This is a genomic window from Streptomyces sp. NPDC026659, from assembly GCF_040638245.1.
Taxonomy (GTDB): Bacteria; Actinomycetota; Actinomycetes; order Streptomycetales; family Streptomycetaceae; genus Streptomyces.
In genome coordinates this window covers 86174-107563 of record NZ_JBEZXY010000002.1, presented here as the reverse complement: position 1 = coordinate 107563, position 21390 = coordinate 86174, and the positions used below count along the sequence as shown (strand labels likewise).

Sequence of the window (21390 nt, the reverse complement as noted above, 5' to 3'; positions counted from 1 at the left end):
ATGTCCGTCTTTACTTCCGCGTCCACCTCTGGTCCTCCCCCACTCCGTCCCCGTCCTACACCCCCCACCCGCCTCCCCTACGCTTGTCCCGTGACCCCCCTCGACCTCTCCCGGACCGTCCTGGACGCCGTGCGGTGTGCCGTGGACGCGGGGGAGCTGAGCGTGGATCTTCCTGAGCGGGTTGTCGTCGACCGGCCCGGGCCCGGGGGGTGCGGGGACTTCGCCACCAACGTCGCCCTGCGGCTCGCCCGGCCCGCCAACGAGACCCCGCTGCGCGTCGCCGAGATACTGCGGCCCCACCTCGTCACAGCCGAGGGCGTCCGGGACGTCGTCATCACCGGCCCCGGCTTCCTCAACATCAGCCTCGCCGCGCGCGACGACCTCACCGCCGGGATCGTCGACGACATCCTCACGCGCGGCATCGCCTACGGCCACAGCCGCGCCCTCGCCGGGCAGGTCGTCGTACTCCGGGTGCCGTACGAGGTGCGGGCCGAGGTCGTCGCCGATGCCGTCGGTCGTATCGTCGCCACCCAGGGCGGCCGCGCCGAGATCGGGCACGTCAAGGCAGGTGTCGACGAAAACACCGGCGTCCTCCTCCGCCCCGTCCCCGCCCCGGAGGACCCCGCCCCGCTCGGTCCCGACGCCGCCCAGTGGGCCCTGCTCCACCCCGCCGCGCACGACCGGCCCCGGATCAGCGCCGATCACCTCGTGCAGCGCGAGAGCAACCCCCTCTTCCGGGTGCGGTACGCCCACGCCCGTGTCCGCTCCCTCTCCCGCGCCGCCCACCTTCTCGGCTTCACCGCCGAACCCGGCGACACCGGCGACACCGGACTCCACGACACCCACGCCCTCCTCACCCCCCTCACCGCCCACCCCCGCGTCCTCACCGCCGCCGCCACCCAGCACGCCCCCGACCGCCTGGCCCGGCACCTCGTGACCGTCGCCGACGCGCTGTTCCCGCTGCTCCACGACGTGCTCCCGCTCGGCGAGGAGAAACCCGAGGCCGCCCACCGCGCCCGGCTGGCGCTCGCCGAAGCGGCCGGGACGGTGCTCGCCGGTGGCCTGTCCCTGCTCGGCATCGACGCACCCGAACACCTCTGAGGGCACCGCAAGAGGCCTCCGCAGGAAGCCTCGGCAAGAAGCCCCCAGCGCGACACAGAGAGCCAACGTCATGAGCCGTTCCGCCCACCCCGCCGGGCCCCGCCACGCCGACGTCCTCCCCGAGGGTCACTACTCCGCCCCGCCCGCCGACCTCAACGCACTGGACCCCAAGGTGTGGGCCCGTACCGTGCGCCGGGACGAGGACGGTGTCGTCACCGTCGGCGGCATCCCCGCCACCCGGCTCGCGGAGGAGTTCGGCACCCCCGCGTACATCCTCGACGAGGACGACTTCCGGGCGCGGGCGCGCGCCTGGCGCACCGCGTTCGGCGAGAGCGCCGACGTGTTCTACGCGGGCAAGGCGTTCCTCTCCCGCGCCGTCGTGCGCTGGCTGGACGAGGAGGGGCTGAACCTCGACGTCTGCTCCGGCGGCGAGCTGGCGACCGCGCTGTCCGCCGGGATGGACCCCGCGCGCATCGCCTTCCACGGCAACAACAAGTCGGTCGAGGAGATCACCCGCGCCGTCGAGGCCGGGGTCGGGCGGATCGTGCTGGACTCCTTCCAGGAGATCGCCCGCGTCGCGCACATCGCGCAGGGGCTCGGCAAGCGGCAGCGGGTGCAGATCCGCATCACCGTCGGCGTCGAGGCGCACACCCACGAGTTCATCGCGACCGCGCACGAGGACCAGAAGTTCGGCATCCCGCTCGCGGGCGGCCGCGCCGCCGAGGCCGTACGGCGCGCGCTCACCCTCGACGGGCTCGAACTCATCGGCATCCACAGCCACATCGGCTCGCAGATCTTCGACATGTCCGGCTTCGAGGTCGCCGCGCACCGCGTCGTCGGGCTCCTCAAGGACATCCGCGACGAGCACGGTGTCGAGCTGCCCGAGATCGACCTCGGCGGCGGCCTCGGCATCGCCTACACCAGCGACGACGACCCCCGCGAGCCGCACGAGATCGCCAAGGCGCTCACCGAGATCGTCACCCGCGAGTGCGAGGCGGCCCGGCTGAGCGTGCCGCGCATCTCCGTCGAGCCGGGCCGCGCGATCGTCGGGCCCACCGCGTTCACGCTGTACGAGGTCGGCACCGTCAAGCCGCTCGCGGGACTGCGCACCTACGTCTCGGTCGACGGCGGCATGTCGGACAACATCCGTACGGCGCTGTACGACGCCGAGTACAGCGTCGCCCTCGTCTCGCGCACCAGCGACGCCGAGCCCATGCTCGCCCGCGTCGTCGGCAAGCACTGCGAGAGCGGGGACATCGTGGTCAAGGACGCGTTCCTGCCCGCCGACCTGGCGCCGGGCGACCTCATCGCCGTACCGGCCACCGGCGCGTACTGCCGGTCCATGGCGAGCAACTACAACCACGTGCTCCGGCCGCCGGTCGTCGCCGTCCGCGACGGCGAGGCCCGCACGATCGTCCGGCGTGAGACCGAGGAGGACCTGCTGCGCCTCGACGTCGGCTGAGCCGAGCCGAGCCGTCGGAAAAGCACCCCGGCCCGGGGCCGCCCGGAAAACCTCCTGCGGCCCCACCGGGCGAGATGAAATACATGTCTCAGGATCCGGACCAAGGGTAGAAACCGCAGTCCGGTGAGTGAGACTGGTCCCACCGCACACGGTATGAGGGAAACGAGGTCGGATGATGCGTACGCGTCCGCTGAAGGTGGCGCTGCTGGGCTGTGGAGTGGTCGGCTCCGAGGTGGCGCGCATCATGACGACGCACGCCGACGACCTCGCCGCCCGCATCGGCGCCCCGGTGGAGCTGGCCGGTGTCGCCGTACGCCGTCCCGCCAAGGTGCGCGCGGGCATCGACCCCGCGCTGGTCACCACCGACGCGACCGCGCTGGTCAAGCGCGGTGACATCGACGTGGTGGTGGAGGTCATCGGCGGCATCGAGCCCGCCCGCACCCTCATCACCACCGCGCTGGAGCACGGCGCCTCCGTCGTCTCCGCGAACAAGGCCCTGCTCGCCCAGGACGGCGCCGCGCTGCACGCCGCCGCCGAGGAGCACGGCAAGGACCTCTACTACGAGGCCGCCGTCGCCGGTGCCATCCCGCTGATCCGCCCGCTGCGCGAGTCGCTCGCGGGCGACAAGGTCAACCGCGTGCTCGGCATCGTCAACGGCACCACCAACTTCATCCTCGACAAGATGGATTCCACCGGCGCGGGCTACCAGGAGTCCCTGGACGAGGCCACCGCGCTGGGGTACGCCGAGGCCGACCCCACCGCCGACGTCGAGGGCTTCGACGCCGCCGCCAAGGCCGCCATCCTCGCCGGGATCGCCTTCCACACCCGGGTCCGCCTCGACGACGTGCACCGCGAGGGCATGACCGAGGTCACCGCGGCCGACTTCCGCTCGGCCAAGCGCATGGGCTGCACCATCAAACTGCTCGCCATCTGCGAGCGCGCCGAGGACGGCGCCTCCGTCACCGCGCGCGTCCACCCCGCGATGATCCCGCTGACCCACCCGCTGGCCTCGGTGCGCGGCGCGTACAACGCCGTCTTCGTGGAGTCCGACGCCGCCGGCCAGCTGATGTTCTACGGCCCCGGCGCCGGCGGCGCGCCCACCGCCTCCGCGGTTCTCGGCGACCTGGTCGCGGTCTGCCGCAACCTGCTCAGCGGTACGACGGGGCCGGGCGAGTCGGCGTACGCGGCGCTGCCCGTCTCCCCGATGGGGGACGTCGTCACGCGCTACCACATCAGCCTCGACGTCGCGGACAAACCGGGTGTCCTCGCCCAGGTCGCCACGGTGTTCGCCGAGCACGGGGTGTCCATCGATACGGTCAGGCAGCAGGGGAAGGACGGCGAGGCATCGCTCGTCGTCGTCACCCACCGGGCCTCCGACGCGTCCCTCAGCGGGACTGTCGAGGCGCTGCGCAAGCTCGACACCGTGCGGGGTGTCGCCAGCATCATGCGGGTTGAAGGGGAGTAAGCGGCAATGACCCACCAGTGGCGCGGAATCATCGAGGAGTACCGGGACAGGCTGCCGGTGAGCGACAGCACGCCCGTCGTGACGCTCCGCGAGGGCGGCACGCCTCTCGTGCCCGCGCGGGTGCTCTCCGAGCGCACCGGCTGCGAGGTCCACCTCAAGGTGGAGGGGGCCAACCCCACCGGCTCCTTCAAGGACCGGGGCATGACCATGGCCATCACGCGGGCCAAGGAGGAGGGCGCCAAGGCGGTCATCTGCGCCTCCACCGGCAACACCTCCGCCTCGGCCGCCGCCTACGCGGTGCGCGCGGGCATGACCCCGGCGGTGCTCGTCCCGCAGGGCAAGATCGCGCTCGGCAAGATGGCCCAGGCCCTCGTGCACGGCGCGACCATCCTCCAGGTCGACGGAAACTTCGACGACTGCCTCGACCTCGCCCGCGCCCTGAGCGACAACTACCCGGTGGCGCTGGTCAATTCGGTCAACCCGGTGCGTATCGAGGGCCAGAAGACGGCCGCGTTCGAGATCGTGGACGCGCTGGGCGACGCGCCCGACATCCATGTCCTCCCGGTCGGCAACGCGGGCAACATCACGGCCTACTGGAAGGGCTACAAGGAGTACAAGGCCGACGGTCCCGCCGGTCGCACCCCGCGCATGTGGGGCTATCAGGCGGCGGGCAGCGCGCCCATCGTGCGCGGCGAGGTCGTCAAGGACCCGCACACCCTCGCCACCGCCATCCGCATCGGCAACCCCGCCTCCTGGCAGTACGCCCTCGCCGCGCGCGACGAATCCGGCGGTGCCATCGACGAGGTGACGGACCGTGAGATCCTGCGCGCCTACCGGCTGTTGGCCTCGCAGGAGGGCGTCTTCGTGGAGCCCGCCTCCGCCGCCTCGGTCGCCGGTCTGCTCAAGGCGGCCGAGCAGGGCAGGGTCGACCCGGGCCAGACCATCGTCTGTACGGTCACCGGCAACGGCCTGAAGGACCCCGGCTGGGCCACCGAGGGTGCCCCGGAGCCGGTCGTCGTCCCGGTGGACGCGGCCGTCGCGGCCCAGCGCCTCGGCCTGGTCTGACGCCCGCCGCGACCTGCGAAACCCCGAGGGACCGGCCGGGGCGGTTGGAACGGATGCACAGGGGGCTTACGACACGCATCGTGCGCCTCCTGTGCGCCCTATGTCGCCACTGAACCTTCCTTCGATAGGCTGGGACCAACCCGCCCACCGCACCTGCCCACGCGTGTGGCACGGCGCCGCGTCGTCTCCGCGGCCCGACGGGTCTTCGTACGTCATCGAATGTCATCGAATGTCCACACCGAATGTCCGCCGTGCGGCACATTCGGGCAGTCACGCAGCTCAAGGAGAGTCTCGAGCGATGGCCGGTCCCGCGTTCCGCGCCGCCGCCGTCCGGGTGCGCGTTCCCGCCACCAGCGCCAACCTCGGTCCGGGCTTCGACGCCCTGGGCCTCGCGCTGGGGCTCTACGACGACGTGGTCGTCCGGGTGGCCGACGCCGGGCTGCACATCGACATCGCGGGCGAGGGCGGCGAGAGCCTGCCGAGGGACGAGCGTCATCTGCTGGTCCGCGCCCTGCGCACCGCCTTCGACGTGCTGGGCGGCCAGCCGCGCGGGCTGGAGATCGTGTGCGCCAACCGCATCCCGCACGGCCGCGGCCTCGGCTCCTCCTCCGCCGCCATCTGCGCCGGCATCGTCGCCGCGCGCGCCGTGACGATAGGCGGCGAGGCCCGTCTCGACGACGCGGCCCTCCTGGAGCTGGCCACCGAGATCGAGGGCCACCCGGACAACGTCGCCGCCTGTCTGCTCGGCGGGTTCACCCTCTCCTGGATGGAGCGCGGCGCCGCCCGTGCCATCAGGATGGAGCCCGACGATTCCATCGTTCCGGTGGTTTTCGTACCCGGGAAGCCGGTGCTCACCGAGACCGCGCGCGGACTGCTCCCGCGCACCGTGCCGCATGTCGACGCCGCCGCCAACGCGGGCCGCGCGGCCCTGCTCGTCGAGGCGCTGACCAGGCGCCCCGAGCTGCTGCTGCCCGCCACCGAGGACCGTCTCCACCAGGAGTACCGCGCCCCGGCCATGCCCGACAGCGCCGCGCTCGTGGAGCGGCTGCGCGCGGACGGCGTACCCGCCGTCATCTCGGGCGCCGGACCCACCGTCATGGCCCTGGCCGACGCGGGCACGGCCGACAAGGTGGAGGCGCTGGCCGGGGCCGACTGGGCCGCCAACCGGCTGGCCCTCGATCTCCAGGGAGCGAGCGTGCTGCCGCTTGCGCCCTGACACCCGGTTGCCGGATTTGGAGAGGGGGAATGTTTGTTGCATCCGGTAGTGTTAATCTCAAGTCTGCACCCGACCCCACCATGGCGAGGTGCTTCGTGTCCCCGTCAGGGACAGACATTCTTCCGGGAGCCTCCCAAGCCACTCCGTGTTCCGTGCGCCGTACCTGGGCAGTACGACGTATGGGGGCACTGAGCGAGGCACGGGACCCGCTCCGGAATCGGCGCCGCCGCGCCACGTGACACCGAGTGTCACGACTCGCGGGGAGCGTCATCACCAGAAATTTCTCTTCCGCCGCTTCCAGGCGGACCACCGCCCCGGCTCGGTACTCACCGATAGCACCGATGCCGGACAGCACAACCGGTCGCCGAGCCAGACAGGCCGACGTCCGCTCCAGGGAAGGACCCTTCGTGAGCGACACCACCGATCTGATGGGCGCACGTGTCGAGGAGACCGCTGCCGCGCCCGCCACGGACTCCGCGCCTGCCACCGGTGCCGGCTCCCGGCGGCGCCGAGGCACCGGCCTCGAGGGCATGGTGCTGGCCGAGCTTCAGCAGGTCGCCTCCGGCCTCGGTATCAAGGGCACCGCGCGGATGCGCAAGAGCCAGCTGATCGAGGTCATCAAGGAAGCCCAGGCCGGGGGAGGAGCCCCCAAGGCCGAGGCCGCCGCCGAGACCAAGCCCAAGCGCCGCGCCACCTCCAAGACCCGTACGGGTGAGGAGGCCGCCGAGGCGAAGGCGGAGCAGTCCGCCGACAAGGCCGCCGCCCAGATCGAGATCCCGGGCCAGCCCTCCCCGAAGGGCCAGCCCGAGCAGCAGCCCGCCGCCGAGGACTCCTCCGGCGAGCGCCGCCGTCGCCGCGCGACCGCCGAGGCGGGCAGCCCGGCCGAGACCGCCGCCGAGGCGAAGAGCGAGCCGAAGGCCGACACTCAGCAGCAGAACAACGACGCCAAGGGCGACGCCGGTGACGGCGAGGGCCGTGGCCGCCGCGACCGCCGTGACCGCGGCGGCCGGGAGCGCGACCGCGACCGCCGTGGCGGCAAGGGCGACGACCAGCAGGGCGGCCAGCGTCAGCAGGGCCAGCAGCAGGGCGGCCAGCGTCAGCAGAGCCAGCAGCAGCAGGACGACGACGACTTCGAGGGCGGCCGTCGTGGCCGTCGTGGCCGCTACCGCGACCGCCGTGGCCGTCGCGGCCGCGACGAGGTCGTCGAGCCGCAGGTCAACGAGGACGACGTCCTGATCCCCGTCGCGGGCATCCTGGACATCCTCGACAACTACGCCTTCATCCGGACCTCCGGCTACCTGCCCGGTCCGAACGACGTGTACGTCTCCCTCGCCCAGGTCCGCAAGAACGGCCTGCGCAAGGGCGACCACCTCACCGGCGCGGTCCGCCAGCCGAAGGAGGGGGAGCGCCGCGAGAAGTTCAACGCGCTCGTCCGCCTCGACTCCGTCAACGGCATGGCGCCCGAACACGGCCGCGGCCGCCCGGAGTTCAACAAGCTGACGCCGCTGTACCCGCAGGACCGCCTGCGCCTCGAGTCCGAGGCGGGCATCCTGACGACCCGCATCATCGACCTCGTGTCGCCGATCGGCAAGGGCCAGCGCGGTCTGATCGTGGCCCCGCCGAAGACCGGCAAGACCATGATCATGCAGGCGATCGCCAACGCGATCACGCACAACAACCCCGAGTGCCACCTGATGGTCGTCCTGGTCGACGAGCGTCCGGAAGAGGTCACCGACATGCAGCGGTCGGTCAAGGGCGAGGTCATCTCCTCGACCTTCGACCGCCCGGCCGAGGACCACACCACGGTCGCCGAGCTGGCCATCGAGCGCGCCAAGCGTCTGGTGGAGCTGGGTCACGACGTGGTCGTGCTGCTCGACTCCATCACGCGTCTGGGCCGTGCGTACAACCTCGCCGCCCCGGCGTCGGGCCGCATCCTCTCCGGTGGTGTGGACTCCACCGCCCTGTACCCGCCGAAGCGCTTCTTCGGTGCCGCGCGCAACATCGAGGACGGCGGCTCGCTGACCATCCTCGCCACCGCGCTCGTCGACACCGGCTCCCGCATGGACGAGGTGATCTTCGAGGAGTTCAAGGGCACCGGCAACATGGAGCTCAAGCTCGACCGGAAGCTCGCCGACAAGCGCATCTTCCCGGCGGTGGACGTCGACGCGTCCGGTACCCGTAAGGAAGAGATCCTGCTCGGCAGCGAGGAGCTGGCCATCACCTGGAAGCTGCGTCGCGTGCTGCACGCGCTCGACCAGCAGCAGGCGATCGAGCTGCTGCTCGACAAGATGAAGCAGACCAAGTCGAACATCGAGTTCCTGACGCAGATTCAGAAGAACACGCCCGCCCCGGGCAACGGCGACTGAGTCACGCGCAACACCCCCCGCCCGCAAGGGCGTTGAGGCCGCCCCCGTCGGATCTTCCGCCGGGGGCGGCCTCTTTGTGTACGCCCCCTGTCCGCATCCGCGCGGTACGGCGCCGTACGAGACCTTTCCCACACATGTCCCTTCCGCGCCGCCTCCGGACCCCGTCGTCCACCCCGTCGAAACCCCAGGTGAGCGCGGGGATCTCCCGCTCACTCCGGTCACGTTCCGTGACGTTCGTCGCACGCGGTCGGCCCGGTCGGCTGTGCGAGCCTGTCCCGAGTTTCCCTGTATGACCAGGTGGAGCGACGATGGTGCGTGACGACTGCACCCGACCCTGAACGCAGGGGGTAACCAACCGGACGAGATCTAGGAGTGACGTGTCCGCCGAGAGCACCCCGGAGCCCGGCCATCGCGGCAAGGGCCGCCGCCGCAAGCCCCGCAGTACGCGCCGCAAGGCACTGCTCGCCACCGCCTGGGCCGCCGCGGGCGTCGTCGTCCTGGGCGGCGCCGGAGCCGGATACGTCTACTTCAAGCTCAACGGCAACCTCACGAGCATCGACATCAACCAGCTGCTCGGCGCCCACCGGCCCGCCAAGGGCGCGACCGGCTCCGAGAACATCCTGGTTCTCGGCTCGGACACCCGCGCGGGCGCCAACCGCAGACTCGGCGGCGGGGCCGCCGACAGCGGGGCCCGTGCCGACACGGCGATGATCGTGCACGTCCACAAGGGCCACAAGAAGGCCACCGTCGTCTCGATCCCCCGCGACACCCTCATCGACCGCCCCGCCTGCGCCGACACCAAGGGCAACACCTACCCGGCCGCCCAGGGCGTGATGTTCAACTCCGCGTACGCCACCGGCGGCGCCCCCTGTGCCGTGAAGACGGTCGAATCGCTCACCGGCCTGCGCATGGACCACTACCTCGAGGTCGACTTCACGGGCTTCCAGCGGCTGATCGACGACCTCGGCGGCGTACCGGTGACCACCACCCGGGCCATCCACGACCCGCAGAGCCATCTGAACCTCCCGGCCGGCACCCACACCCTCGACGGCACCCAGGCCCTCGGCCTGGTCCGCACCCGGCACGGCGTCGGCGACGGCTCCGACCTCGGCCGCATCCAGCTCCAGCAGGCGTTCGTCAAGGCGCTGATGGACCGGGTCAAGGACATCGGCGTCCTCAGCAACCCCAAGCGGCTCTACGACCTCGCCGACACCGCCACCAGGTCCGTCACCACCGACTCCGACCTCGGCTCGGTCAACTCCCTCGCGGACTTCGCCGGCGGCCTCAAGGGCATCAAGTCCTCCCACGTCCAGATGGTGACGATGCCGGTCCGGTACGACCCCGCCGACCCCAACCGCGTCCTCCTGGAACCCGGCAAGGCCGCCCAGGTCTGGAAGGCGCTGAAGGAGGACCGCCAGGTCCCCGCCACGGCGACCGCGGACGCGGCGACGGGCAGGGCGGGCAAGGTGATCGGCACCCCGCGGGGGTAGCCGTTCGGGACGGCCCCTCGCCCCACGGGGAATAGAAAACGGACGCCCCCGGTTTTGGGGGATGGCGCCAGTCCTGGCAGACTGGTACGTCGGCCCCGGTTCACGCCCCGCATCCCGCGGCAGCGACCCGGAGCCCTCCCGAACCTAGGAGACACCTTGAAGCGCGAGATCCACCCCGAGTACGTCGAGACGCAGGTCAGCTGCACCTGTGGCGCGTCGTTCACCACCCGCAGCACCATCCAGTCCGGCGCCATCCGCGCCGAGGTCTGCTCCGAGTGCCACCCGTTCTACACGGGCAAGCAGAAGATCCTCGACACCGGTGGCCGTGTGGCCCGCTTCGAGGCCCGCTTCGGCAAGGCTGCCGCCGGCTCGAAGAAGTAGCGAGCGCGAAACCGCCGGTCCACGGTCACGCCCCGCCCGGGGTGTGCCCGGGACCGGCGTTTTTGGTCGCCCGCCAGCCCTTCACCCGCAGTACAGGAGCCGAAAGATGTTCGAGGCAGTCGAGGAACTCGTCACCGAGCACGCCGATCTGGAGCAGAAGCTCGCCGACCCCTCGGTCCACGCCGACCAGGCGAACGCGCGCAAGCTGAACAAGCGCTACGCCGAGCTGACCCCGATCGTCGCCACGTACCGCTCCTGGAAGCAGACCGGTGACGACATCGAGACCGCGCGCGAGTTCGCGGCCGACGACCCCGACTTCGCCGCCGAGGTCAAGGTGCTGGACAAGCAGCGCGAGGAGCTGACCGACAAGCTCCGCCTCCTGCTCGTCCCGCGCGACCCGAGCGACGACAAGGACGTCATCCTGGAGATCAAGGCGGGCGCGGGCGGCGACGAGTCCGCCCTGTTCGCCGGTGACCTCCTGCGCATGTATCTGCGGTACGCCGAGCGCGTGGGCTGGAAGACCGAGATCATCGACGCCACCGAGTCCGAGCTGGGCGGCTACAAGGACGTCCAGGTCGCGGTGAAGACCAAGGGCGGCCAGGGCGCCACCGAGCCCGGCCAGGGCGTGTGGGCCCGGCTGAAGTACGAGGGCGGTGTGCACCGCGTGCAGCGCGTGCCCTCGACCGAGTCGCAGGGCCGTATCCACACCTCCGCCGCCGGCGTGCTCGTCACGCCCGAGGCCGAGGAGGTCGACGTCGAGATCCACGCCAACGACCTGCGCATCGACGTGTACCGCTCGTCCGGCCCCGGCGGCCAGTCCGTGAACACCACCGACTCCGCCGTGCGCATCACCCACCTGCCCACGGGTGTCGTCGCCTCCTGCCAGAACGAGAAGAGCCAGCTCCAGAACAAGGAGCAGGCGATGCGTATCCTGCGCTCCAGGCTGCTCGCCGCGGCCCAGGAGAAGGCCGAGGCCGAGGCCGCGGACGCCCGCCGCAGCCAGGTCCGCACGGTCGACCGCTCCGAGAAGATCCGTACCTACAACTTCCCGGAGAACCGCATTTCCGACCACCGCGTCGGCTTCAAGGCGTACAACCTGGACCAGGTCCTGGACGGCGACCTCGACTCGGTGATCCAGGCCTGCGTCGACGCCGACTCGGCGGCGAAGCTCGCCGCCGCGTAAGCACCACCGCACGACAGCACCCACCGCACGACGAAGCACGAGACCGGAGGAGAAGCGTGCAGCAAGACTTCGGGGGGCGACCCCCGAGCCCCCGCAGCGTGCTGCTCGCGGAGGTGGCCCAGGCCACCCAGCGGCTGGCCGACGCCGGTGTGCCCTCGCCGCGCAACGACGCCGAGGAACTCGCGGCGTTCGTGCACGGCGTCAAGCGCGGCCAGCTCCACTCCGTGAAGGACGCCGACTTCGACGCCCGCTACTGGGAGGTCGTCGCCCGCCGCGAGCAGCGCGAACCGCTCCAGCACATCACCGGACGCGCCTACTTCCGCTATCTGGAGCTCCAGGTCGGCCCCGGCGTCTTCGTCCCCCGCCCCGAGACCGAGTCGGTCGTCGGCTGGGCCATAGACGCGGTGCGCGCCATGGACGTCGTCGAGCCCTGCATCGTCGACCTGTGCACCGGCTCCGGTGCCATCGCGCTGGCCCTCGCCCAGGAGGTGCCGCGCTCGCGGGTGCACGCCGTGGAGCTGTCCGAGGACGCCCTGCAGTGGACCCGCAAGAACATGCAGGGCTCCAGGGTCGACCTGCGCCAGGGCGACGCCCTGGCCGCCTTCCCGGACCTCGACGGCCAGGTCGACCTGGTCATCTCCAACCCGCCGTACATCCCGCTCACCGAGTGGGAGTACGTCGCCCCGGAGGCCCGCGACTACGACCCCGACCTCGCCCTCTTCTCCGGCGAGGACGGCCTCGACCTGATCCGCGGCCTGGAGCGCACCGCGCACCGGCTGCTGCGCCCGGGCGGAGTCGTCGTCGTCGAGCACGCCGACACCCAGGGCGGCCAGGTGCCGTGGATCTTCACCGAGGAGCGCGGCTGGGCCGACGCGGCCGACCATCCCGACCTCAACAACCGCCCGCGCTTCGCCACCGCCCGCAAGGCGATGCCGTGAGCGCCCCCCGGACTTCATCCCCGCAGTACCCGTACGAGGAGGCCCGCTAGATGGCACGGCGATACGACACCAACGACGCGACCGACCGCGTGACGGGTCTGCGCGAGGCCGCGTCCGCCGTCCGTCGCGGCGAACTGGTGGTGCTGCCGACCGACACGGTCTACGGCATCGGCGCCGACGCGTTCTCCTCCGAGGGCGTCGCCGACCTGCTCGCCGCCAAGGGCCGGGGCCGCAACATGCCCACCCCCGTCCTCATCGGCTCCCCGAACACCCTGCACGGCCTCGTCACGGACTTCTCCGAGAAGGCGTGGGACCTCGTCGACGCCTTCTGGCCCGGCGCCCTCACCCTGGTCGCCCGGCACCAGCCCTCCCTCCAGTGGGACCTCGGCGACACCCGGGGCACCGTCGCCGTCCGGATGCCGCTGCACCCGGTCGCCATCGAACTGCTCACCGAGTTCGGCCCCATGGCCGTCTCCTCCGCCAACCTCACCGGCCACCCCGCCCCCGAGACCTGCGACGCCGCCCAGCAGATGCTCGGCGACTCCGTCTCCGTCTACCTCGACGGCGGTCCCACCCCGGGCAACGTGCCCTCCTCCATCGTGGACGTCTCCCGTGACGTCCCGGTGCTGCTGCGCGCGGGCGCGATCTCCCCGGAGGAGCTGCGCAAGGTCGTACCCGACCTTGAGGTGGCGAATTGACGGCCCCCGAGCCCGCCGTCCTCCCCGTCCCGCCCGAGCAGGGGGTCACCCCATGCGCGGCATAGGCGGCGGGGAGAGCGCGGCGGAGCAGACCACCACCTTCGGGTTTCCGCGCGACACCTTCCGCATCCTCCACGTCAGCACCGGCAACGTCTGCCGCTCGCCCATCACCGAGCGGCTGACCCGGCACCTCGTGGCGGAGCGGCTCGGCGTGCTCGGCGGCGGTCTGATCGTGGAGAGCGCCGGCACCTGGGGACACGAGGGTGCCCCCATGGAGGAGAACGCGGAGACCGTGCTGGCCGAGTTCGGCGCGGACGCGGCCGGGTTCACCGGCCGTGAGCTGCTGGACGAGCACGTCATCATGGCCGACCTCGTCCTGACCGCCACCCGCGACCACCGCGCCCAGGTCATCTCCATGGGCCACTCCGCGGGCCTGCGCACCTTCACACTGAAGGAGTTCACCCGCCTGGTGCGGGCGATAGATCCGGCCACTCTGCCGCCCCTGGAGGACGGCGTCGTGCTGCGCGCCCGCGCCCTGGTCCGGGCCGCCGCCGCGCTGCGCGGCTGGCTGCTCGCCCCGACCGCCGAGGCGGACGAGGTGTACGACCCCTACGGCGCCCCGCTGCCCTTCTTCCGCTCCATCGGGGACGAGATACGGGACGCGCTGGACCCGGTCGTCACCGCACTGACCGGCGTCCCCGCGCACATGTGACGTCCCCGCCGCCCAGGAGGCGGCGGGCACCTCCGGGCTCACCGACACCGGCCCGGACACCGCCCCGGCACCGAACCGGACCCGGGGCGGAGCGGCCGCGGACCCGGGGCGGAGCGGCCGAGCGCCCCTTCCGCCCCGGGCCTACATTGGAGGTGACTCCACTTCCGACCGCCCGGAGCCCTCCATGCCGGTCACCCCCGCCCTGGACCCGGACGTCCTGCGCCGGCAGGACCCGGAGCTGGCCGACATCCTGCGGGGCGAGCTGGACCGGCAGACGACCACCCTCCAGCTGACCGCGGCCGAGAACTTCGCCTCCCCGGCCGTCCTTGCCGCGCTCGGCTCCCCGATGGCCAACAAGTACGCCGAGGGCTATCCCGGCGCCCGTTTCCACGGCGGCTGCGCCTTCGCGGACGCCGCCGAGCACCTGGCCGTCGAGCGGGCGAGGGAGCTGTTCGGCGCCGAGCACGCCAACGTCCAGCCGCACACCGGTTCCTCGGCCGTGCTCGCCGCGTACGCGGCCCTGCTGAGCCCCGGCGACACCGTCCTCGCCCTCGGGCTGCCCCACGGGGGCCATCTCAGCCACGGCTCGCCCGCGAACCTCTCCGGCCGCTGGTTCGACTTCGTCGCCTACGGCCTCGACCCCGAGACCGGGCTCGTCGACCACGAACAGGTGCGCCGCCTGGCCTTGGAACACCGGCCCAAAGCCATCGTGTGCGGCTCGATCGCCTACCCCCGCCATCTCGACCACGCCTTCTTCCGCGAGGTAGCCGACGAGGCGGGCGCGTATCTGATCGTGGACGCGGCGCATCCCATCGGCCTGGTCGCCGGGGGAGCGGCGCCGAACCCGGTGCCGTACGCCGACGTCGTGTGCGCGACCACGCACAAGGTGCTGCGCGGACCGCGCGGCGGCCTGATCCTGTGCCGCGCGGCGCTGGCCGAGCGGGTGGACCGGGCGGTGTTCCCGTTCACCCAGGGCGGCGCGCAGATGAACGTCGTCGCCGCCAAGGCCGTCGCGTTCGGGGAGGCGGCGACGCCCGAATTCGGCGGCTACGTCCACCGGGTCGTCGACAACGCCCGGGTGCTCGCGGCCCGGCTGGCCGCCGAGGGGCTCGCCGTCACCACCGGGGGCACCGACACCCATCTGATCACCGTCGACCCGGCCCCGCTCGGCGTGGACGGCCGCACCGCGCGCGGTCTGCTCGCCGCCGCGGGACTCGTCCTCGACTGCTGCCCGCTGCCGCACACCGAGGACCGGGGACTGCGCCTGGGCACGGCCGCGATCACGACGCAGGGGATGGGAGAGGCGGAGATGCACCGCGTCGCCGCGCTCCTTGCGGGCGTGGTGCGGGGTGATTTTGCTCCCGGTACGGTGCGCGCCGAGGTGCGCGAACTGACTGGCGCGTTTTCGCCCTACCCCGCCTGAGCAGGGGTAGACGGTAGGCCGTACGGTCCCGTGAGCGGGTGGTGCGCGGGGGGCGGTGCAACCATCGTCACTACCCGGAAGTCCTCAACCGTATGCCCCGCTCGCTAGGGTGTGGGGCTGTGATGGCCAGCGAGATCTGTGGGGAAGCCCGTGCGTGAATACCTGCTGACGCTCTGTGTCACGGCCGCGGTGACGTACCTCCTGACGGGACCGGTACGGAAATTCGCGATCGTGGCGGGAGCGATGCCGGAGATCCGGGCACGCGACGTGCACCGCGAACCCACTCCGCGCCTCGGCGGGATCGCGATGTTCTTCGGACTGTGCGCGGGCCTGCTGGTGGCGGACCACCTCGGCAGCCTGAACGAGGTCTTCGTCCGCTCCAACGAGCCGCGCGCGCTGCTCTCCGGCGCCGCCCTGATCTGGCTGATCGGCGTCCTGGACGACAAGTTCGAGATCGACGCCCTGATCAAGCTCGGCGGTCAGATGATCGCCGCGGGTGTGATGGTCATGCAGGGTCTGACGATCCTCTGGCTGCCGGTGCCGGGCGTCGGCACGGTCGCGGTGACCCAGTGGCAGGGCACCCTGCTGACGGTGGCGCTGGTGGTCGTCACCATCAACGCGGTCAACTTCGTGGACGGTCTCGACGGCCTCGCGTCGGGCATGGTGTGCATCGCGGCGGCCGCGTTCTTCATGTACGCCTACCGCATCTGGTACTCGTACGGCATCGAGGAGGCCGCCCCCGCGACGCTGTTCGCGGCGATCCTGATGGGCATGTGCCTGGGCTTCCTGCCGCACAACATGCATCCCGCGCGCATCTTCATGGGCGACTCGGGCTCGATGCTCATCGGACTGGTCCTGGCCGCGGGCGCGATCTCCGTCACCGGACAGGTCGACCCGGACCGGCTGTTCGGCGCCTCCGAGCGCAGCACCGTGCACCAGATGGTGCCCGTCTACATCCCCCTGCTGATGCCGCTGAGCATCATCGCGATCCCCGCCGCCGACCTGGTCCTCGCCATCGTGCGCCGCACCTGGCGCGGCCAGTCGCCGTTCGCCGCCGACCGCGGGCATCTGCACCACCGCCTGCTGGAGGTCGGCCACTCGCACAGCCGGGCCGTGCTGATCATGTACTTCTGGTCGGCGCTGATCGGCTTCGGCGCGCTGGCCTACTCGGTCAACTCGGCGTCCATGTGGATCGTCCTGAGCGTGGTCTTCCTGAGCGCCATCGGACTCGTCCTGCTGCTCCTGCCCCGCTTCACACCGCGCGCCCCGCGCTGGGCGGAGGGCTTCGTGCCGCCGCGCTACCGCCGTCGCCGCCAGGCGGCCGCCGAGGCCCGGGAAGCGCTGCCAGCTTCGGAGGCGGAGCCCGCCCAGGAAGCGGAGCCGACGCCGGAAGCGGAGGCCGGTGAGCGGGTCGCCGTCGCCTCGGGCGCCCCGACCGTCAACGGCGCAACCGCGATCGGCGGCTCCCGCCCGAGGTTCGCCGACCGGTACAAGGGCTAGAGCTACGGCCGACGAGACCGGCCGCCACAGACGGTGGTGAGCCGTCACAGCCGGACAAGGGCAATCTTGTTCGATTTCAAGACGAACGCCGACGTCGGCCTGTGCGGGGATTTTCCGGACCTCACGGCATGGAACCTCCCTCACCAGGCACGTTGCTGATCTTCGCGTTCGCTCCTGTGCGTCATTTCGTCAGGCAAGTGGATTTTGAGACGCAAGAGCACGGTGATGCGCAAGTAACCGCTGGTGCGAGCGTGACCCCCATTGCTAGAAATGGGCCCGCCAGGGGGAATTGAGGCGCCGGTCATGACCAGACTGGCGCCGCCCCATTCGCTCGTGAATGGAGGTAAACCATGCGCAAGTTCGCAGCAGCGGGCGTCGCCGTCGTGGCGCTCAGTGGTTCGCTCGGATTCGCCACCACGGAGGCCGTGGCCGCGCCGCAGGGCGACAAGGTCGTACAGGTCGCCCAGGGGGCCGTGCCGAGCTGCGTCAAGGTTCAGAAGACCACTGTCGACGCCGGGTACCCGGCGTACAAGGTCACGAACAACTGCAGCGGCACGAAGAAGCTCAAGGGCGTCTTCAAGTACGGCTACGACTCGGCCTGCGAGTCGGTGGCGAAGAACAAGTCGGCCCTGCTCACGTCCTCGCAGCCGTGGGTGGACTACGACAAGGTCGTCACCTGCTGACCGTGCCGGCCGTGAGGGCTGACTGAGTCATGCTCGAGCGCCCCGGGAAAGGACCGCCAAGGCCCTTTCCCGGGGCGCTCTTGGCGTTGCCGGGGGCTGTCGCAAGGTAAGAATCTGACTAGAGCATTGCCAAGTCGTGGGGGAGCAAAGACCCCCAATACCAGACAAGTGGGCGCGGTTTTTGCACAGGCGCGCAGGGTCACCCTCATGTGTGACGCCGTGCACACCAGGTGGGTAAAGACCTCATCAAATAGTTTGTGATACGGTTCACGAGAACCCCGGAGACAGCCGAAGGACCCTAGTGCGACGGTCCATTGGCGCGAGTAATCGATCACTCGGCCCGGGACTACGCTCGTCCATGACGACACCTGCCCCCTGTGAAAGCGGAGTTGCCGCCATGCCGTCCAATGACGTCCGGATCCTGGCCCAGGCCGCCGTGCCCACGGCTGTCGTCGGTGCGATCACCACCGTCGTCAGCGGTGTGGTCGCGGGCGGCAAGGGGGCCATCGGGGCGGTCGTCGCGACGCTGTTGGTCAGCGCCCTCATGGGGCTTGGTCTCTTCGTGCTTCAACGCACCGCCAAGTCACTTCCCCATCTGTTCCAGATGATGGGTCTGATGCTCTACGCGGCCCAGCTCCTGCTGGTGATCATGTTCATCGCCGTGTTCAAGGACACGACGGCGTTCAATCCGCGGGCCTTCGCCATCGGGATCGTGGTCTGCACGCTCACTTGGACCGCCGCGCAGACGCGCGCGCACATGAAGGCCAAGACTCTCTACGTCGAACCTGATGCCTCGTCGAAGGGCGACAAGCCCGATAAGACAGGGCACTCGTCGTGAGAGGTAGGGCCGGGATAAAGGCGCACGCGAGATCCTGCTATCGTCCGGTGCCAACTGCGGCATCGCGGACGCGGGCATCCCAGCTGACGCCTGTTCCATCGCGAGGCGAGATGCCCCCGAGCCGCCCCCACATCCGAACCACCAGTCCCGTGCCGACCCGCGGCCCTGAGCCGTGCCGACACAACGAGGTTGCCGTACCCATGCGCCACGATGAAGGAGCCCGCGGTGAGTGCTGATCCGACGCAGACGCTCGCTTTCGACACGAGCTGCCACCTGTTCACCGGGTGCGGCTTCCCGGCTCCGGGCCTGCACTCGTTCCTGTTCAAGCCGCTCTGGGGCGACGCGGACAGCAACCTGTACTTCAACAAGCCGATGCTCCTGGCGTTGCTCGGTTCGATCATCGTCGTGGTCTTCTTCTGGGCCGCCTTCGCCCGCCCGAAGGTTGTCCCGGGCAAGCTCCAGATGATCGGTGAGGCCGGCTACGACTTCATCCGGCGCGGCGTCGTCTACGAGACGATCGGCAAGAAGGAGGGCGAGAAGTACGTACCTCTCGTCGTCTCGCTCTTCTTCTTCATCTGGATGATGAACCTCTGGGCGATCATCCCGGTCGCTCAGTTCCCGGTGACGTCGATCATCGCGTACCCCATCATCCTGGCTCTGATCGTGTACGTCCTGTGGGTCTCGCTGACCTTCAAACGGCACGGCTTCGTCGGTGCGTTCAAGAACTTCACCGGCTACGACAAGTCCCTCGGCCCGGTGCTTCCGCTGTCGATGACGATCGAGCTCTTCTCGAACCTGCTCGTCCGGCCCTTCACTCACGCCGTGCGACTCTTTGCGAACATGTTCGCGGGTCACACTCTGCTGCTGCTCTTCACGATCGCCAGCTGGTACCTGCTGAACGGCATCGGCATCGCGTACGCCGGCGTGTCGTTCATCATGACCATCGTGATGACTGCCTTCGAGCTGTTCGTCCAGGCTCTTCAGGCGTACGTCTTCGTGCTCCTGACGTGCAGCTTCATCCAGGGCGCGCTCGCCGAGCACCACTGAGCATCCGCCAACCCCCATCCCCTGAGACGTCCGGTGGCCCAAGTACCACCGGTCCTTGAAAGAGAAGGAAGAACTGGCATGTCCCAGACTCTTGCCGCTGTCACCGGTGACCTCAAGGCCCTCGGCTCCATCGGCTACGGTCTCGCCGCCATCGGCCCCGGCGTCGGCGTCGGCATCATCTTCGGTAACGGCACGCAGGCTCTTGCCCGTCAGCCCGAGGCTGCCGGCCTGATCCGTGCCAACCAGATCCTCGGCTTCGCCTTCTGTGAGGCGCTCGCCCTGATCGGTCTGGTTATGCCGTTCGTCTACGGCTCCTGATTCGACCGCCGCACCCTTAGACGAAAGGCACTGATATGAGCCCCCTGGTTCAGCTTGCGGCTGAGGAGGCCGAAAACCCCCTCATCCCGCCGATCCCAGAGCTCGTCATCGGCCTGATCGCCTTCGTCATCGTCTTCGGCTTCCTCGCCTGGAAGCTGCTCCCGAACATCAACAAGGTTCTGGAGCAGCGTCGCGAGGCCATCGAGGGCGGTATCGAGAAGGCCGAGGCCGCGCAGACCGAGGCCCAGAGCGTCCTTGAGCAGTACAAGGCCCAGCTGGCCGAGGCTCGGCACGAGGCCGCGCGGCTGCGCCAGGAGGCTCAGGAGCAGGGCGCGGAGCTCATCGCGGAGATGCGGGCCGAGGGCCAGCGTCAGCGCGAGGAGATCATCACCGCCGGTCACGCCCAGATCGAGGCCGACCGCAAGGCCGCTTCCGCCTCGCTCCGCCAGGACGTCGGCAAGCTCGCCACCGAACTGGCCGGCAAGCTCGTCGGTGAGTCCCTCGAGGACCACGCCCGGCAGAGCCGTGTGATCGACCGCTTCCTCGACGAGCTCGACGAGAAGGCCGAGGCCACGCGATGAACGGAGCGAGCCGCGAGGCACTGGCAGCCGCGCGTGAGCGTCTCGACGCGCTGACGGACTCCACGTCCGTGAACGCCGCGCAGCTCGCCGACGAGCTGGCGGCCGTGACCGCGCTGCTCGACCGCGAGGCCGGCCTGCGCCGGGTCCTCACCGACCCGGCGCAGCCCGCCGAGGGCAAGGCCGAGCTGGTGCAGCGCCTGATCGGCGGCCAGGTGAGCGGTCAGACCGCCGACCTGGTGGCCGGGATGGCACGCTCCCGCTGGTCGCAGCCCCGCGACCTGGTGGACGCGCTGGAGGAGCTGGCGGACATCGCCGACCTCACCGCGGCGGAGAAGGACGGCACGCTCGACGACGTCGAGGACGAGCTCTTCCGGTTCGGCCGGATCGTCGCCTCCGACACCGCCCTGCGGGCCGCGCTGACCGACCGGGCCGCGAGCGCCTCGGCCAAGGCCGAGCTGCTGCGCCGACTCCTCGGCGGACGGGCCAAGCCCGTCACCGAGCGTCTGGTCACGCGCCTCGTCACCGCGCCGCGTGGACGTAGCCTGGAAGCGGGACTCGAGTCCCTGTCCAAGCTGGCCGCGGAGCGCCGGGACCGGCTGGTCGCCACCGTCACCTCCGCGGTGCCGCTGAGCGACGCGCAGAAGCGACGCCTGGGCGACGCCCTGGCGAAGCTCTACGGCCGCCGGATGCACCTCAACCTGGACGTGGACCCCGACGTCGTCGGCGGACTGCGCGTGCAGGTCGGTGACGAGGTCATCAACGGCGCCATCGCGGACCGGCTGGAAGACGCCGGCCGTCGCATGGCGAGCTAGAACTCAAAAGCAAGACGTACCTACGGCCCTGGTTGGGCCGTGCAGAGGATTCACCTCGTTCAGGGGGGAGTCCCCATCCCCCCAAGTGAAACTTCGGGCCCAACAAGGAGA

Annotated in this window: 20 protein-coding genes; all 20 read left to right on the top strand. The window is 70.6% G+C overall.

The window, feature by feature from the left end:
- The first annotated feature begins 90 nt into the window (after positions 1-90).
- The 20 genes from nrtL (at position 91) to AB0E91_RS04950 (ending at position 21279) form a co-directional block, all read left to right on the top strand.
- On the top strand, positions 91-1101 hold the full coding sequence (gene nrtL, locus AB0E91_RS05045; protein WP_361775409.1) for an ArgS-related anticodon-binding protein NrtL: 1011 nt from the start codon (positions 91-93) through the stop codon (positions 1099-1101).
- A 70-nt stretch (positions 1102-1171) separates the two neighbouring features.
- On the top strand, positions 1172-2563 hold the full coding sequence (gene lysA, locus AB0E91_RS05040) for a diaminopimelate decarboxylase (protein WP_361775406.1): 1392 nt from the start codon (positions 1172-1174) through the stop codon (positions 2561-2563).
- A 175-nt stretch (positions 2564-2738) separates the two neighbouring features.
- Positions 2739-4028, top strand: a complete 1290-nt coding sequence (locus tag AB0E91_RS05035; protein WP_361777264.1) for a homoserine dehydrogenase — start codon at positions 2739-2741, stop codon at positions 4026-4028.
- 6 nt (positions 4029-4034) lie between these two features.
- Positions 4035-5093, top strand: a complete 1059-nt coding sequence (thrC, locus tag AB0E91_RS05030; RefSeq protein ID WP_361775403.1) for a threonine synthase — start codon at positions 4035-4037, stop codon at positions 5091-5093.
- Positions 5094-5391: 298 nt separating this feature from the next.
- Positions 5392-6309, top strand: coding sequence for a homoserine kinase (gene thrB / locus AB0E91_RS05025; protein WP_361775400.1), 918 nt, complete (start codon positions 5392-5394; stop codon positions 6307-6309).
- 407 nt (positions 6310-6716) lie between these two features.
- Entirely contained in the window at positions 6717-8675 is a 1959-nt protein-coding gene (gene rho, locus AB0E91_RS05020) for a transcription termination factor Rho (protein ID WP_361775397.1), read from the top strand.
- Positions 8676-9052: 377 nt separating this feature from the next.
- A complete protein-coding gene (locus tag AB0E91_RS05015) occupies positions 9053-10165 on the top strand; it encodes an LCP family protein (RefSeq protein WP_361775394.1) in 1113 nt (370 codons plus the stop codon).
- Between the two features lie 156 nt (positions 10166-10321).
- On the top strand, positions 10322-10546 hold the full coding sequence (gene rpmE, locus AB0E91_RS05010) for a 50S ribosomal protein L31 (protein ID WP_018544505.1): 225 nt from the start codon (positions 10322-10324) through the stop codon (positions 10544-10546).
- 106 nt (positions 10547-10652) lie between these two features.
- Positions 10653-11729 carry a peptide chain release factor 1 gene (gene prfA, locus AB0E91_RS05005; protein WP_361775391.1) on the top strand — a complete coding sequence of 359 codons (1077 nt, stop codon included), beginning with the start codon at positions 10653-10655 and terminating at the stop codon, positions 11727-11729.
- 98 nt (positions 11730-11827) lie between these two features.
- Positions 11828-12667 (top strand): peptide chain release factor N(5)-glutamine methyltransferase, encoded by an 840-nt coding sequence (gene prmC, locus AB0E91_RS05000; protein WP_361777261.1) that lies wholly within the window; start codon positions 11828-11830, stop codon positions 12665-12667.
- Positions 12668-12717: 50 nt separating this feature from the next.
- On the top strand, positions 12718-13365 hold the full coding sequence (locus AB0E91_RS04995; RefSeq protein ID WP_161178771.1) for an L-threonylcarbamoyladenylate synthase: 648 nt from the start codon (positions 12718-12720) through the stop codon (positions 13363-13365).
- Positions 13366-13417: 52 nt separating this feature from the next.
- The gene (locus tag AB0E91_RS04990; RefSeq protein WP_018544509.1) at positions 13418-14077 is read left to right on the top strand and encodes a low molecular weight phosphatase family protein; all 660 of its coding nucleotides are present in this window, start codon (positions 13418-13420) and stop codon (positions 14075-14077) included.
- A gap of 184 nt (positions 14078-14261) precedes the next feature.
- A complete protein-coding gene (gene glyA / locus AB0E91_RS04985) occupies positions 14262-15500 on the top strand; it encodes a serine hydroxymethyltransferase (protein ID WP_361775386.1) in 1239 nt (412 codons plus the stop codon).
- Between the two features lie 150 nt (positions 15501-15650).
- Positions 15651-17000, top strand: coding sequence for an MraY family glycosyltransferase (locus AB0E91_RS04980; RefSeq protein ID WP_361775383.1), 1350 nt, complete (start codon positions 15651-15653; stop codon positions 16998-17000).
- A gap of 350 nt (positions 17001-17350) precedes the next feature.
- On the top strand, positions 17351-17683 hold the full coding sequence (locus AB0E91_RS04975; protein WP_361775380.1) for a hypothetical protein: 333 nt from the start codon (positions 17351-17353) through the stop codon (positions 17681-17683).
- 397 nt (positions 17684-18080) lie between these two features.
- Entirely contained in the window at positions 18081-18521 is a 441-nt protein-coding gene (locus AB0E91_RS04970; protein WP_361777258.1) for a hypothetical protein, read from the top strand.
- A gap of 210 nt (positions 18522-18731) precedes the next feature.
- A complete protein-coding gene (atpB, locus tag AB0E91_RS04965; RefSeq protein ID WP_361775377.1) occupies positions 18732-19568 on the top strand; it encodes a F0F1 ATP synthase subunit A in 837 nt (278 codons plus the stop codon).
- 78 nt (positions 19569-19646) lie between these two features.
- Entirely contained in the window at positions 19647-19886 is a 240-nt protein-coding gene (locus AB0E91_RS04960) for an ATP synthase subunit C (RefSeq protein ID WP_005311859.1), read from the top strand.
- A gap of 35 nt (positions 19887-19921) precedes the next feature.
- Complete coding sequence (locus AB0E91_RS04955; protein ID WP_361775373.1) at positions 19922-20467, top strand: F0F1 ATP synthase subunit B; 546 nt, start codon at positions 19922-19924, stop codon at positions 20465-20467.
- On the top strand, positions 20464-21279 hold the full coding sequence (locus tag AB0E91_RS04950) for a F0F1 ATP synthase subunit delta (protein WP_361775370.1): 816 nt from the start codon (positions 20464-20466) through the stop codon (positions 21277-21279). The genes AB0E91_RS04955 and AB0E91_RS04950 overlap by 4 nt, the downstream gene beginning before the upstream one ends.
- Positions 21280-21390: the final 111 nt, after the last annotated feature.

Bases quoted from the DNA above. Each gene is read 5' to 3' on its own strand.
- lysA (WP_361775406.1), top strand. From the start codon at position 1,172: ATGAGCCGTTCCGCCCACCCCGCCGGGCCCCGCCACGCCGACGTCCTC.
- AB0E91_RS05035 (WP_361777264.1), top strand. From the start codon at position 2,739: ATGCGTACGCGTCCGCTGAAGGTGGCGCTGCTGGGCTGTGGAGTGGTC.
- thrC (WP_361775403.1), top strand. From the start codon at position 4,035: ATGACCCACCAGTGGCGCGGAATCATCGAGGAGTACCGGGACAGGCTG.
- thrB (WP_361775400.1), top strand. From the start codon at position 5,392: ATGGCCGGTCCCGCGTTCCGCGCCGCCGCCGTCCGGGTGCGCGTTCCC.
- prfA (WP_361775391.1), top strand. From the start codon at position 10,653: ATGTTCGAGGCAGTCGAGGAACTCGTCACCGAGCACGCCGATCTGGAG.
- AB0E91_RS04995 (WP_161178771.1), top strand. From the start codon at position 12,718: ATGGCACGGCGATACGACACCAACGACGCGACCGACCGCGTGACGGGT.
- AB0E91_RS04990 (WP_018544509.1), top strand. From the start codon at position 13,418: ATGCGCGGCATAGGCGGCGGGGAGAGCGCGGCGGAGCAGACCACCACC.
- glyA (WP_361775386.1), top strand. From the start codon at position 14,262: ATGCCGGTCACCCCCGCCCTGGACCCGGACGTCCTGCGCCGGCAGGAC.
- AB0E91_RS04975 (WP_361775380.1), top strand. From the start codon at position 17,351: ATGCGCAAGTTCGCAGCAGCGGGCGTCGCCGTCGTGGCGCTCAGTGGT.
- AB0E91_RS04970 (WP_361777258.1), top strand. From the start codon at position 18,081: ATGCCGTCCAATGACGTCCGGATCCTGGCCCAGGCCGCCGTGCCCACG.
- atpB (WP_361775377.1), top strand. From the start codon at position 18,732: ATGAAGGAGCCCGCGGTGAGTGCTGATCCGACGCAGACGCTCGCTTTC.
- AB0E91_RS04960 (WP_005311859.1), top strand. From the start codon at position 19,647: ATGTCCCAGACTCTTGCCGCTGTCACCGGTGACCTCAAGGCCCTCGGC.
- AB0E91_RS04955 (WP_361775373.1), top strand. From the start codon at position 19,922: ATGAGCCCCCTGGTTCAGCTTGCGGCTGAGGAGGCCGAAAACCCCCTC.
- AB0E91_RS04950 (WP_361775370.1), top strand. From the start codon at position 20,464: ATGAACGGAGCGAGCCGCGAGGCACTGGCAGCCGCGCGTGAGCGTCTC.